General features: G+C 71.7%; 13 protein-coding genes. 4 read left to right on the top strand and 9 right to left on the bottom strand.

Going from position 1 to position 13264, the window contains the following annotated elements; translation table 11 throughout:
• Positions 1-7 precede the first annotated feature (7 nt).
• Genes ACGFI8_RS00295 through ACGFI8_RS00285 form a run of 3 tightly spaced genes read right to left on the bottom strand, consistent with a single transcriptional unit; the run spans position 8 to position 2318 of the window.
• Positions 8-1717, bottom strand: a complete 1710-nt coding sequence (locus ACGFI8_RS00295) for an urease subunit alpha (RefSeq protein WP_392797774.1) — start codon at positions 1715-1717, stop codon at positions 8-10.
• Positions 1714-2019: an urease subunit beta gene (locus tag ACGFI8_RS00290; RefSeq protein ID WP_392797771.1), complete on the bottom strand. Its 306-nt coding sequence runs from the start codon at positions 2017-2019 to the stop codon at positions 1714-1716. The genes ACGFI8_RS00295 and ACGFI8_RS00290 overlap by 4 nt, the downstream gene beginning before the upstream one ends.
• Positions 2016-2318, bottom strand: a complete 303-nt coding sequence (locus tag ACGFI8_RS00285) for an urease subunit gamma (protein WP_392797768.1) — start codon at positions 2316-2318, stop codon at positions 2016-2018. Before ACGFI8_RS00285 ends, ACGFI8_RS00290 begins: the two co-directional genes overlap by 4 nt.
• A 170-nt stretch (positions 2319-2488) precedes the next feature.
• Between ACGFI8_RS00285 and ACGFI8_RS00280 the strand changes: the two genes are divergently transcribed.
• Positions 2489-3427 carry an AAA family ATPase gene (locus ACGFI8_RS00280; RefSeq protein ID WP_392797766.1) on the top strand — a complete coding sequence of 313 codons (939 nt, stop codon included), beginning with the start codon at positions 2489-2491 and terminating at the stop codon, positions 3425-3427.
• A 16-nt stretch (positions 3428-3443) separates the two neighbouring features.
• Here the strand turns inward: ACGFI8_RS00280 and ACGFI8_RS00275 are convergent, their stop codons facing one another.
• From ACGFI8_RS00275 to ACGFI8_RS00265, 3 genes are all read right to left on the bottom strand, one after another.
• Positions 3444-4208: a DedA family protein gene (locus tag ACGFI8_RS00275; protein ID WP_392797764.1), complete on the bottom strand. Its 765-nt coding sequence runs from the start codon at positions 4206-4208 to the stop codon at positions 3444-3446.
• A gap of 220 nt (positions 4209-4428) precedes the next feature.
• Positions 4429-4698 (bottom strand): UBP-type zinc finger domain-containing protein, encoded by a 270-nt coding sequence (locus tag ACGFI8_RS00270; RefSeq protein ID WP_392797762.1) that lies wholly within the window; start codon positions 4696-4698, stop codon positions 4429-4431.
• Entirely contained in the window at positions 4695-6266 is a 1572-nt protein-coding gene (locus ACGFI8_RS00265) for a Na+/H+ antiporter (protein ID WP_392797760.1), read from the bottom strand. Before ACGFI8_RS00265 ends, ACGFI8_RS00270 begins: the two co-directional genes overlap by 4 nt.
• Before the next feature lie 222 nt (positions 6267-6488).
• On the opposite strand from ACGFI8_RS00265, the gene ACGFI8_RS00260 reads away from it, so the two are divergent.
• From ACGFI8_RS00260 to ACGFI8_RS00250, 3 genes are read left to right on the top strand one after another with little or no spacing between them, the layout of a single operon-like run.
• Positions 6489-7709: a PP2C family protein-serine/threonine phosphatase gene (locus ACGFI8_RS00260; RefSeq protein WP_392797758.1), complete on the top strand. Its 1221-nt coding sequence runs from the start codon at positions 6489-6491 to the stop codon at positions 7707-7709.
• Positions 7706-9271, top strand: a complete 1566-nt coding sequence (locus ACGFI8_RS00255; RefSeq protein WP_392797756.1) for an ATP-binding protein — start codon at positions 7706-7708, stop codon at positions 9269-9271. The genes ACGFI8_RS00260 and ACGFI8_RS00255 overlap by 4 nt, the downstream gene beginning before the upstream one ends.
• Positions 9268-9720, top strand: coding sequence for a response regulator (locus ACGFI8_RS00250; protein ID WP_392797753.1), 453 nt, complete (start codon positions 9268-9270; stop codon positions 9718-9720). Before ACGFI8_RS00255 ends, ACGFI8_RS00250 begins: the two co-directional genes overlap by 4 nt.
• Positions 9721-9852: 132 nt before the next feature.
• Here ACGFI8_RS00250 and ACGFI8_RS00245 read toward each other — a convergent pair whose 3' ends face one another.
• From ACGFI8_RS00245 to ACGFI8_RS00235, 3 genes are all read right to left on the bottom strand, one after another.
• Positions 9853-11208 carry a dipeptidase gene (locus ACGFI8_RS00245; protein ID WP_392797750.1) on the bottom strand — a complete coding sequence of 452 codons (1356 nt, stop codon included), beginning with the start codon at positions 11206-11208 and terminating at the stop codon, positions 9853-9855.
• 266 nt (positions 11209-11474) lie between these two features.
• A complete protein-coding gene (locus tag ACGFI8_RS00240) occupies positions 11475-12557 on the bottom strand; it encodes a M48 family metallopeptidase (protein ID WP_392797747.1) in 1083 nt (360 codons plus the stop codon).
• Complete coding sequence (locus tag ACGFI8_RS00235) at positions 12554-13228, bottom strand: uridine kinase (RefSeq protein WP_392797744.1); 675 nt, start codon at positions 13226-13228, stop codon at positions 12554-12556. Before ACGFI8_RS00235 ends, ACGFI8_RS00240 begins: the two co-directional genes overlap by 4 nt.
• Positions 13229-13264: the final 36 nt, after the last annotated feature.

The raw sequence follows: 13264 nt of genomic DNA, 5'->3' as shown, positions 1-13264 counted from the left end.
GAACATTTCAGAACAGGAAGTACCGCTGGGCCATCGGAAGCTCGGTGACCGGGTCGGGCTCGACCACCTCGCCGTCGATGCGGACCGTGAACGTGTCGGGCTCGACCTCGATGCGCGGCAGGGCGTCGTTGCCCGGCAGGTCGGCCTTGCCCCGGGAGCGGGTGTCGGCGACCGCCGCGAGGCGCCGCTTCACGTCCAGCCGGTCGGCGAGCCCGTCGTCGATCGCCGCCTGGGCGACGAAGGCGAGGCTGGTCGCCGGGGCCGCGGTGCCGTAGGCGCCGAACATCGGCCGGGACAGGATCGGCTGGGGCGTCGGGATGGACGCGTTCGCGTCGCCCATCGCGCCCCAGGCGATCGCGCCGCCCTTCACCACCGCGTGCGGCCGGACGCCGAAAAACGCCGGGTCCCACAGCACCAGGTCGGCGAGCTTGCCGACCGCGACCGAGCCGACCTCGTGGTCGATGCCGGCGGCGACGGCCGGGCAGATCGTGTACTTCGCCACATACCGCTTCGCCCGCTCGTTGTCGGCCGGCCCGTCGCCCGGCAGCGACCCGCGCCGGCGCTTCATGACGTGCGCGGTCTGCCAGGTGCGCAGGACGACCTCGCCGACCCGCCCCATCGCCTGGGAGTCCGAACCGATGATCGAGATCGCGCCGAGATCGTGCAGCAGGTCCTCGGCGGCCATCGTGGACGGCCGGATCCGGCTCTCCGCGAACGCCAGGTCCTCGGGCACGCTCGGGTTGAGGTGGTGACACACGATCAGCATGTCGAGGTGCTCGCTGAGCGTGTTGCGGGTGTACGGGCGGGTCGGGTTCGTCGAGGACGGCAGCACGTTGGGGTGCGAGGCGACGGTGATGATGTCGGGCGCGTGGCCGCCGCCGGCGCCCTCGGTGTGGTACGCGTGGATGGAACGCCCCGCGATGGCGCGCAGGGTCTCCTCGACGAACCCAGCCTCGTTGAGCGTGTCGGTGTGGATGTTCACCTGCACGCCCGAGGCGTCGGCGACCCGCAGGCAGGCGTCGATCGCCGCCGGGGTGGTGCCCCAGTCCTCGTGCAGCTTGAAGCCGCCGGCGCCGCCGCGCAGCTGCTCCCACATCCCCGCCTCGGAGACGGTGTTGCCCTTGCCGAGCAGCAGCACGTTGACCGGCCACGGGTCGAGTGCCTCAAACATGCGGGCCAGGTGCCAGGCGCCGGGCGTGACCGTGGTCGCCTTGCTGCCCTCGGCCGGCCCGGTGCCGCCGCCGACGATCGTGGTGATGCCGGCGGCGAGCGCCTCCTCCAGGATCAGCGGGGCGATGAGGTGGACGTGGCAGTCGATCGCGCCGGCGGTGAGGATGCGGCCGTTGCCGGCGATGATCTCCGTCGACGGGCCGATGACCAGCGCCGGGTCGACGCCGTCCATGATGTCGGGGTTGCCGGCCCGGCCGATGCCCGCGATCCGGCCGTCGCGGATGCCGACGTCGGCCTTCACCACGCCCCAGTGGTCGAGGATGATCGCGCCGGTGATGACGGTGTCGGGAGTACCGTCGGCGCGGGTGGCGCGGGACTGGCCCATCGACTCGCGGATGACCTTGCCACCGCCGAAGACCGCCTCGTCGCCGCCGGCGCAGTCGTCGCGCTCGATCTGGATGAACAGGTCGGTGTCGGCCAGGCGCACCCGGTCGCCGGTCGTGGGGCCGTAGAGGTTGGCGTAGCGCCGCCGGTCGAGCTCGCTCACAGCGCTCCTCCAGCCTTGCCCCGCAGGCCCGGCACGATGCGGTCACCCGCAAGGGGGACGAGGACGACCTCGCGCGCCACGCCCGGCTCGAACCGGACGGAGGTGCCGGCCGGCACCGCCAGCCGGTGGCCCCAGGCGGCCGCGCGGTCGAAGTCGAGGGCCTCGTTGGCCTCGGCGAAGTGGTAGTGGGAGCCGACCTGCACCGGCCGGTCGCCCGTGTTGCTCACGGTCAGGACCAGCTCCGGCCGGCCCGCGTTGATCACCACCGGCCCGTCGCCGGGGACGATCTCGCCGGGGATCACGGGATCGGGTGATGAACGGTCACGAGCTTGGTGCCGTCCGGGAACGTCGCCTCCACCTGCACCTCCGCCAGCATCTCCGGGACGCCCTCGAGGACGTCGTCGCGGCCGAGCACGTGCCGGCCGGCCTCCATCAGGTCGACCACGGTCCGCCCGTCGCGCGCGCCCTCGAGCAGGAAGGCGGTGATGATCGCGACGGCCTCCGGGTAGTTGAGCTTGAGCCCGCGGTCCCGGCGGCGTCGGGCCACGTCCGCGGCGACGTGGATCAGCAGGCGCTCCTGCTCGTGGCGGGTCAGGAACAAGGGTCACCTCCGTTGGGGGCGGATGCTTCCACCCCGATGTTTCACCCCGATTACCTGCCTGCGCAGCCCGTACGGGTGAATTCCGCCGGTCCCACCTGGGTAGCAGGAAGAAAAGGGGCTGCAACGAGCGCGTGTTAGGCTCCGGACGCCCACTACCTGGAGAGTTGCGCATGAGCAATCACCGGTCCGTCGTCATCAACGGGGACCTCGGCAGCGGCAAGTCCACGGTCTCCGTCGAGCTCGCGAGCCGGCTCGGGCTCCGCCGGATCAGCGTCGGCGACATGTACCGGGAGATGGCCCAGCGTCGCGGCATGACCGCCCTGCAGCTCAACCTCCACGCGGAGCTCGACGACGCGATCGACAGCGCGGTCGACAACCTGCAGAGCGAGATCGCGCGCTCCGGTGAGCAGTTGATCGTCGACAGCCGCCTCGCCTGGTTCTTCTTCCACGAGGCGTTCAAGGTCCACCTCATCACCGAGCCCAACGAGGCCGCCCGGCGGGTGCTGGCCCGCCCGCACAGCGAGGTGGAGAACTACGCCTCGCTGGCGGAGGCGAAGCGCAACCTGCACAGCCGCAGCGAGAGCGAGCGGATGCGGTTCCTGACCCGCTACGGCGCGGACAAGTATCGGCTGCGCAACTACGACCTGGTCGCCGACAGCACCCGGGCCACGCCCGACGAGGTCGTGACGGCGGTGCAGGCCGCGTTCGAGGGGCGGCTCGGCGCCGACATCCTGCGCGAGCGGCCGCCGCTGCTGCTGCTCGACCCGATGCGGATCTACCCGACCCGCAAGATCGACTTCGCCGACGAGACACTGGCCCAGGAGCTCGCGGGCGCCAAGCCCGAAGACCTCGAGCCGCTCGCGATCGGCCACTGCGGCTCCGACTACTACGTGATCGACGGCCACCGGCGGCTCAGCGCGGCCGTGCAGAACGGCCTCCACCTCGTCCCCGGCAGCCTGCTCGCGGAGAGCGAGGAGCCGGTCACCAACCGGCTCAGCGCCAACGACTACTTCCGCACCCACGTGACCCCCGAGGTGATCGAGGCGTGGGAGCGGGTCCACAAGATCGTGCTGCACCACCCGACCGAGGTGCACGCCGGCAAGCAGTGAGCGGGCGTGCCCGGGGTTACTGGGCGGCCGACTCCAGCCCGTTGACCTGGACCACCACGGACTCCGCGGCGGCGACGGCCTCGGCGGCGACGAGCACCTCGATCGCGGCCAGCGGCTCGACGGCGGCGAGGGTCTCCATGGCCGTACGCCGGCGGCAGATCCGCACCGGGCGCCGCTGCGCCCCGTCGGCCTCCGCCGCCCGTCGGCGCAGCTTGTTGACCATGCCCAGCAGCGGCGCCCCGGCCACGAAGAGCAGGGCCGCCGCGGCGACGAGCAGCAGCGGCAGCCAGGACGAGTCCTCGATCGCCTCGCCGCCGAAGCGGCCGAGCAGCGCGCCGTAGGAGGCCCACAGCGTCGCCGCGACCACGTCGTAGGTGGCGAACCGGCGCGTCGAGACGCCGTTGCGCCCCGCGTAGACCGCGGTGATCATCCGCCCGGCCGGCACGAACCGGCAGAACAGCACGGCGAGGAAGATGTGCCGCTGCATGGCCTGGTTGAGCCGGGCGGCGACGGCCTGGGCCCGGCGCGGCATCGCCCGGGCGGGCCGCTTGCCGCGGCGCGCGACGCGCCGCCCGACGAGGAAGGCCAGCAGGTCCCCGGCCACGACGCCGAGGACGCCGGAGAGGACGAGCAGCAGCAGCTGGGCGTGTCCGGAGGCGGAGAGGATGCCCCCGCCGATCATGAGTGCCTGCGCGGGCACGACCGGGACGAAGGCGTCGACGGTGAGCAGGACGAGGACCGTGGCGTACAGGACGCCCGGCGCGGACACGAGGTCCAGCACCGCGCTCACCATCTCGGACTCGCCATGGCCCGCCCCTTACCCCGACCGAAGGCCGAACAGTTCCCCCCGTGACCATGGCAACACGGTCACACCCGCCCCCATGCCCAACTCGCAACGATTGTGTCCCGCATCTCCTTTGAAATGCCTGAGAACACACGTACTCGCAGGTGGGAGCGCCCGTCGTCGCGGGGTGAAAGCCGGCCGGACAGAGCGCGGGTGATCAGCCGACGGTCTCGTGAATGAAGCACCACCGCCAGAACTCACCCGGTTCGATCGACTGGATCACCGGGTGGTGTGCGACGAGGAAGTGCTGGGTGGCGTGCCGGCGCGGGGACGAGTCGCAGCAGGCCACATGGCCGCAGGCCAGGCACTGGCGCAGATGTACCCAGTCGGTGAAGCCGCCCTCCAGGCACTCCGGGCAGCCGTCCACCTCCGGCGGCTCGAGCTTCTCGGCCGCTTCCAGATGTACGCAGGTGACAGGTCGCCTCACAGGTCTCCTCGCTCGAGCAGTGACTCTTCCAGGTCCATGTCGCGCTGCGCCTGGCGCAGCGTCTCCTCCGGGATTCTCCCGCTGTCCCGCGCGTTGCGGAAAACCTCCCGCTCCGCGTTCAGCATCTCGCGGCGCAGCCGGGCGTAGGCGGCGGACGGTGTTTCCCGGTCCGCCCGGCCCAGCCGCTCCCACGCCATGTTGGAGCGGCTCTGCGCCACCTGGCGCAGCCGCTCGACCACGCCGTCGGGGGCGTCCTCGGCCATCTCCTCCAGCCGCGCCTGGCCGGCCCGGGACGCCTCGTGCTGCACCGAGGCCTCGGCCAGCGCGTCCTCCTTCTCGTCGTCCGGCGGGACCTTCAGCCAGCGGGCCACGGTGGGCAGGGTGGCGCCCTGCAGTACCAATGTGGCGACGATGACGCCGAAGGCCAGGATCACGAAGAGGCCGCGCGGGTAGAGCGAGTCGCCGGCGAGCCGTTCCGGCAGCGAGAGCGCGGCGGCCAAGGTGACCGCGCCGCGCATGCCGGCCCACGAGATCACGGCCGGGGCGGCCAGCGGCGGGGCCGGGTCGCGGCGGCGGACCCGCGGGACGAGCCTGGTCAGGTAGGTCGTGGGGAACAGCCACGCGATCCGCGTCACGATGACGACCCCGACCACGGCGGCGAGCGCGCCCATGGTGAAGGCGAACGAGCGCTCCACGTGCGCCACGAGGCTGCGCAGCTGCAGCCCCACGAGCAGGAACACGGCGCCCTCGAGGAGGAACTTCACCATCCGCCAGAAGGCGTCCATCTGCAGGCGCGACGCGGCCGACATCAGGGTGGGCATCCGGTGGCCCAGCGACAGGCCGCAGATGACGACCGCGACGACGCCGGAGGCGTGCACGGCCTCGGCCGGCAGGAACACCACCCAGGGGGTGAGCAGCGACACCGCGTTGTCGATGAGCGGGTTGCGGACCCGCTTGTGCACGAAGCCGATGGCCAGCCCGCCGGCCACGCCGAACGCGATGCCGCCCAGCACCGCGACCGAGGCCTGCTCGACGATCGACCAGCCGTCGACCGCCGCCCCGACCGCCGCGGCCACCGCGACACGCAGCGTGACGAGGGCGCTCGCGTCGTTGATGAGGCTCTCGCCTTCGAGCACGGTGACCACCCGCCGTGGCAGGCCGATGCGCCGGGCGACCGCCGTGGCCGCGACCGCGTCCGGCGGGGCGACAACGGCGCCCAGGGCGAGGCATGCGGCCAGCGGTACACCCGGAAGCAGCGCCTGCAGCGTGAACCCCACGGCCGCCGTGGTGAACAGCACCAGCCCGATGGCGAGCAGCAGGATCGGACGGATGTTGAACTTGAACGCCGGTACCGACGTCTCGAGCGCCGCCACGTAGAGGATCGGTGGCAGGATGCCGACCAGCACGACCTCGGGATCGAGCTCGATCTCCAGCAATCCGGGGACGTACGAGACGCCGATGCCGACGACCACCAACAGGATCGGCGACAGCACCCCGATACGGCGGGCGACCACCGAGGTGGCGACCACGACCGCGATCAGGAGGACGACGTTCTCGAGCCCGTGCACGCGCGAAGCTTATCCACGGCGCGGATCGACAGGGTGAGGAGTGACGCCCGCCACGTCCTGCGGTGCTCACCCGCCCGGCCGACGCCGGGTGAGCGGCGGGTGCGCGAGCGTCGCCGATCCTGAGAGACTTCACCCGCACATGCAGCCGGCCGTCACGTAGGGAAGGATCGTCCCCATGTGTGTCGCGCGACAAATACCTGAGCCCATTGGGTGGGTGTGAGCATGGCCGACCTCAGCACCACCGTGGACCTGCGCGGCCGGCGGATCGGCCCCGCCGCCGGCGAGCGGATCCGCGTGCTGCTGGTCGAGGACGATCCGGGCGACGCGTTCCTGGTCCGCGAGCTGCTCGCGGAGGCCGACGCGCCGATCGACGTGGAGATCGCGCAGACCATGCGCGAGGCTCGGCCGCGATTTCGCGACGCGCACTGCATCCTGCTCGACCTCGGGCTGCCCGACGCGAGCGGGCTTGACGGGCTGCGCCAGGTGCTGCAGCGCTCGGCCCGCGCCGCGGTCTGCGTGCTCACCGGGCTGGAGGACGGGCACCTGGGCATCGCCGCGGTCGCCGAGGGAGCGCAGGACTACCTGGTCAAGGGCACCGTCGACGGGGCTGGGCTGTCCCGGGCCGTGCGCTACGCGGTCGAGCGCAAGCGCGCCGACGAGCAGGCCCGGCTGCTGCGCGAGTCGGAGCTGCGCCAGGCCGAGTCGGCCCGCCTCGAGCGCGGCCTGCTCCCCCAGCCCCTGATGCGCGACGTCCCCGCCGAGCTGTTCTCCGTCTACCGCCCCGGCCGCGACCGCGCGCTGCTGGGCGGTGACTTCTTCGACGCGATCGGGGTCGACGGCGGCAGCCGCCTGCACCTGCTCATCGGCGACGTCTGCGGCCACGGGGTGGACGAGGCGCCGCTGGGCGTGGCGCTGCGGGTCGCCTGGCGGGCGCTGGTGCTGGCCGGCGTGCCGGAGGAGCACGTCCTCGACTCCCTGGAGCAGGTGCTGATCACCGAGCGGCGCACCGACGAGCTCTTCGCGACCGTCGCGGTGGCCACCGTCGACCTGGTCGCCGGCAAGGCGCGGATCCGCCTCGCCGGGCACCCGCCGCCGATCCTGCTGGGCGACGGCCGGGTGGTGCCTTGCGACGTCGAGCCCGGCCTGGTGCTGGGCGTGATCCCGGGCGTGCCACGGCCCGCCACCGAGGTCGCGCTGGGCCCGGCGGACGGCTGGTCGCTGCTGCTGTACACCGACGGGCTGATCGAGGGCGCCGCCGGGCCCGAGGCGGGGGCCGGCGAGCGCCTCGGCGTCGACGGGCTGTGCCGCGTGCTGGAGGGCCCGCACGGCACCGAGCCCCGCGATCTGCCGGCCTGGCTCGCGCTGCAGGCCGAGACCCACAACGGTGGACCGGTGCCCGACGACATCGCGGTGCTCCTGCTGACCCCATCGAGGACGTCATGACCCCATCCTCCTGGTCGCTGTGGCGGCGCATCGCCGCGCTGTGCGCGGTCGTCGCCGGCCTCCTCGGCGTGATCGCGGTCAGCGCCACCGCCACCGCCGCCGCCAACCGGTCCGACACGACCCAGGTGATGGACCGGCTCACGCCCGCCCTGGCCAACGCCGAGCGGTTGTACTCCCAGTTGCTGCGCCAGCAGTCCAGCGTGCGCACGTTCGCGCTGACCGGCAAGGACTCCGACCTCGACAGCTACCGCGACGCCCAGGCGCAGGAGCGGCAGATTCTGACGGAGACCGAGCAGCTCGTCACCGACGAGCCGGCCCTCGTCACCGCCGTGCACGACGTCGCGACCGCGACCGCGACGTACCGCGGCCAGATCACCGAACCGCTGATCGCCCGCACGCGCGCCGGGGGCCCGGACCCGGACCTCGCCGCGCCGACGGACCAGTCGCGGGCCGTGTACAACGCCGCCGCCGGCCGCATCGCAGCGCTGTCGCAGCAGCTCGCCACCCGCCGGGACGAGGTCGCCCGGCAGGTACGCGAGACCAGCACCGCCCTCATCCTCCTGCTGGTGTTCGCCGCGGTCGTCGTGGTCGTGGCCGGCGTCGCGCTCGCCCTGCTGCTGCGGCGTCTCGTCACGCGCCCGGTGACCGACCTCGCCGCCGAGGTCCGGCGCGTGGCCGGGGGCGACTACGAGTACGCCATCAAAAGCTCCGGATCGCCCGAGCTCACGGCGCTGGCCGGCGACGTCGACGCGATGCGCCGGCGGATCAACGCCGACCTCAACGACGTGCAGGAGGCCCGCCGGCTGGTCGAGGAGGCCAACCGGATGCTCGAGCAGCAGGCCGCGGAGCTCACCCGGTCCAACCGGGACCTCGAGCAGTTCGCGTACGTGGCCAGCCACGACCTGCAGGAGCCGCTCCGCAAGGTGGCAAGCTTCTGCCAGCTCCTGCAGCGGCGGTACTCCGGGCAGCTCGACGAGCGCGCCGACCAGTACATCGGCTTCGCCGTCGACGGGGCGCAGCGGATGCAGCGGCTCATCAACGACCTGCTCGCCTTCTCCCGCATCGGCCGGCTGACCAGCGGCTTCAACGACGTCGACCTCAATAAGGTCATCCTCGACGCCGCCGCCCAGTTCGACGCGCAGCGCGAGGCCACCAACGCCGAGATCATCTTCACCGACCTGCCCGTCGTTCGCGGCGAGGAGCCCCTGCTCGGCGCGCTCTTCAGCAACCTCATCGGCAACGCCATCAAGTTCCGCCGCCCGGACGTCCCGCCGCGCATCGTCATCGACAGCCGCCTGGCCGACGGCGAGCACGAGATCAGCTTCGAGGACAACGGCATCGGCATCGAGCCCGAGTTCGCCGACAAGGTCTTCGTGATCTTCCAGCGCCTCCACGCCAAGGAGACCTACCCGGGCACGGGCATCGGCCTGGCGATCGCCAAGAAGATCGTCGAATATCACGGCGGGCGGATCTGGATCGACCCCTCGCACCGCGAGGGTACGCTGTTCCGGTTCACGCTCCCGGCGCCCGCCCCCGCCCTCCTGGAGGAGTCCGCTTCATGACCGTGCCCATCGAAGCATCACTGCCCATCGAGGTGCTGCTGGTCGAGGACGACCCGGGCGACGTGCTCATGACGCAGGAGGCGTTCGAGGAGCACAAGGTGCGCAACAAGCTCAACGTGGTGCCGGACGGCGAGGAGGCGCTGGCCTACCTGCGGCGCGAGGGCCGGTATGCCGAGGCGATCCGCCCGGACCTGATCCTGCTCGACCTCAACCTGCCGCGCGTCGACGGCCGGGAGGTCCTGCAGGTCATCAAGGAGGACCAGGACCTGCGCCGCATCCCGGTGGTCGTGCTGACGACCTCCCAGGCGGACGAGGACATCCTGCGCAGCTACTCGCTGCACGCCAACGCGTACGTCACGAAGCCGGTCGACTTCGACAGCTTCATCGCCGTGGTACGCCAGATCGACGAGTTCTTCGTCAGCGTGGTGAAGCTCCCGCCGCGCGGCTGACGCCTCTGCTTGTCCCGTCCTTCCTCGACTTCTTCGGTCCCTTCGGTCTCTTCCGTCTCTTCTGGATAAATCCGGACACCGCTGGTGTCCGGATTTATCCGACTTATCATCATGCGCCGGGATGACGGCAGCTTACGCGGTCAGGCGGGACACCTTCGACAGCAGTAGCGCCTCGGCGATGCACACGCGCTCGAACTCGGCCAAGTGCAGGCTCTCGTTCGGCCCGTGCGCGCCCGTCTGCGGATCCTCGACCCCGGTGACCAGGATCGCGGCCTTCGGGAACAGCTCCTGGAACGTCGCGATGAAGGGGATCGAACCCCCTATTCCCATGTCGACCGGCTGCGCCCCGTCCCACGCCGCCGCGAAGGCCTCGCGCGCGGCGTCGTACGCCGGCCCGGCCGCGTCGATCACGCACGGCTCGCCGAGCTGCTCGAGCTCGACGGTCACCCGGGCGCCCCAGGGCGCGTGCTTGCGCAGGTGTTCCACGATGGCGTCGTACACCCGCTGGGCCGAGTCCCCCGGCGCGATCCGCACGCTGAACTTGGCCTTGGCCACCGGCACGAGCGCGTTGGGCGCGCCCGACGTCGGCGGCGCGTCGATGCCCAGGATCGAGATCGCCGGGCGGGTCCAGAGGCGTTCGACAAGGCGCCCGGTACCGATGAATCGGACCCCCTCGAGCATGCCGGCCTCCTCGTGGAGGCGCTCCTCGGGGTAGTCCAGCGGCGCCGAGGGCGTGCGCAGCAGCCCCTCGACGGCGACGTCGCCGTTGTCGTCGTGCAGGCTGGCGATGAGCCGGGACAGTGTGATCAGTGCGTCGGGCACGGCCCCGCCGAACATGCCGCTGTGGACGGCCTGTTCCAGCGTGCGTACCTCGACGAAGCCGTTGACGATCCCGCGGAGCCCCGTGGTCAGCGCCGGCTGCCCGATGTCCCAGTTGCCGGAGTCGGCGATGACGATCACGTCGGCGGCGATGTCGTCGCGGTACTCTCGGAGCAGGTCTTCGAGCGACTCCGAGCCGTACTCCTCCTCGCCCTCGATGAACACGACCACCCCGACGGGCAGGTCGCCCCCAAACGCGCGCAGCGCCGCGATGTGCGCCATGACGCCGGCCTTGTCGTCGGCGACGCCCCGGCCGTACAGCCGCCCGTCCCGCTCGACGGGCTCAAACGGGTCGCTGACCCACTGCCCGAGATCCCCGACCGGCTGAACGTCGTGGTGCGCGTAGAGCAATACCGTTGGCGCACCGGGAGGCGCGGGCCGACGCCCGATGACGGCGGGCTGCCCACCCTTGCGCACGATCCGCACATCGGGCACCCCGGCCCCGCGCAGCAGCTCCGCAACCGCCTCAGCCGACCGCTCCACGTGAGCGTGATCAAACCCGGCGAACGCGATGCCGGGAATCCGGACAAGGCGCTCCAGATCGGCGCGTACGCCTGGCATCTCCCGCCGGATCGCGGCACGGAGTTCTTCCTCGGTTCGCACTGTCATACGCAGAACTTACTGCGCACGCCTCCCGACCGCGCCGCCTGCCCCATTTCCCCACCACACCGCCGCCTGACCCCCCGGCCCTCAGTCACGCAGCCGCGGTGCGCGAGGTTCTCCATGACAGATCACGGAGTGAACGTGCTGCTCCTTGTGCATGTTGACTCCGTGATCACGACGAACCGCGCACGCCGGTCGGCGCAGATCGCACGCCGGCCAGCGCCGCCCGAACTTGGCTTCTCGGGATGCCAACGGCCCAATTGGCGGGCGCTCTAACCCGCAGGCTGGCCGTCCGAACCGTCCGTTCCGTTGCCGCGCATCCAGCCGCGCATCCGGCCCGCGCCAGCGCCGACCCAGCCGCCGACGTCCGCGGCGCCGTCGCCGAGCTTGCGCAGCAGCGCCACGAGCGGGTCCTGCGAGCGGCTGAACGCCTGGCGGTATGAGGCCGCGGCGGCCTTGATCTCCTCGCTCACCGACGCGTTGCCGTCATCGTCGCGGCGCGGGTAGTCGCCCGACAGAATGCGCTGGTACTCGCCGCTGTCGATCCAAGCGCGCACCTCGGCCGCCCGCGCGACGGGCATCGGGTGCGAGCGCGCCGTCACCATGCGGATCTTGATCAGACTGTCGCGCAGGTCACCGGCCCGGTCGAACTCGGCCGCCTGCTCCAGGAACGCCGTGGTGTCGACCTCGGAAAGATCGCCGCCGCCGGCGAGCTTCATCGCCAGCCGCAGCGACGCCGCCGGGTCCTGACAGGCCAGCAGCCCGGCACGGTCCGCGGAGAGCTCCGCCTTGCGCCACCACTCCATGAGCGCCGCGACGATGGCGCGCAGCACCATCGACCCGACCGGCAGCCACGCCAGCCGCACGGCCCAGTCGGTGAGGATCATGACCATCGTCCGGTACACCGCATGCCCGCTGATCAAATGCCCCAGCTCGTGCCCCAGCATGCAGCGCAGCTCTTCGTCGTCGAGCAGCTCGACGGCTCCCGAGTTCACCACGATGAACGGCTTCGACATGCCGATGCACATGCCGTTGATCGACCGGTCCTGCTGGACGAACAGCTCCGGCAGCTCGGCCACGTCCAACGAGGCGGCAGCCTCGGCCAGCAGCCGATGGACCCGCGGATACTGCCGGTGATCGACACGGATCGCGTTACCGAGGAACTGCAGCCGCCACGCCCGCTCGTTCCACAGCGCGTGGAGCGACTTGAGCACGTCGTCGAACCCGCGCAGCTCCCGCAGCGCCACCAGGGCGCCCCGGTCCGCAGGATGCTCCCAGGCTCGCGAACTGATCCCGGTCAGCACCACCCTCCGCCGCGCCGGAGGATTCCCGCTCTGCGCCTCGTCGGTGCTCATCCGCTCTGCTCCTCCCCGTCCAGCCTGCTCTCTGGATCGTCCTCCAGTGTCGCGCCGGCCGTCCACCCGGTCGTGCCGATGATGTACTCAATTTCCGGATCATGCGCTGCTTTCGGAGCCCCGTCCACCAGCACGTCGACGGCCTCCGGCGTCGCGTCCTCGGCGAAGTGCGCGTCCTCGCCCAGCATCCACCGCTCCCACTCCGGCCGCAGCGTCTCGCCGTCACGCTCGATCCCCCGCCGCAGCCGCAGCTCCCGCGGTGCGTGGACGAGCACGCTGAGCGTCAGGTCGGGCCGCATCGCCGCCGAGGCACTGCCCACCCCCTCGATCACGAGCACTTCCGGCGGCTCGATGGGCGTCCATTCGTCGACGAGCCGCCCCAGCCCCCAGTCGTACCGCCGGTACGCCCCCGCCTCGCCCCTGCGAAACGGCTCGAAGACCCATTCGCGCAGCCGGGGGTACCAGATCAGCATCTTCGACCACCCGTCGAGGAAGTCGTCGGTGTGCAGCACCGTCACCCGCCTGCTCTTCTGCAGCTCGCTCGCGAGCCGCCCGGCAAACGTGGTCTTGCCGGACCCCGCCCGCCCGTCGACCGCGACCAGCCGAACCGCCCCGACCCGCGCCGGCCGTGCGAGCACCACCTCGGCAAGCTCGCGATACGTCCCCTTCACCGATCCCCCACTCTCCCGCCGCACTCGGCAGACGCC

The organism is Dactylosporangium sp. NPDC048998 (genome assembly GCF_043197855.1).
Classification (GTDB): Bacteria; Actinomycetota; Actinomycetes; order Mycobacteriales; family Micromonosporaceae; genus Dactylosporangium.
Note: the sequence above shows the minus strand (reverse complement) of the source record. Positions and strands in the feature narration are given on the sequence as shown.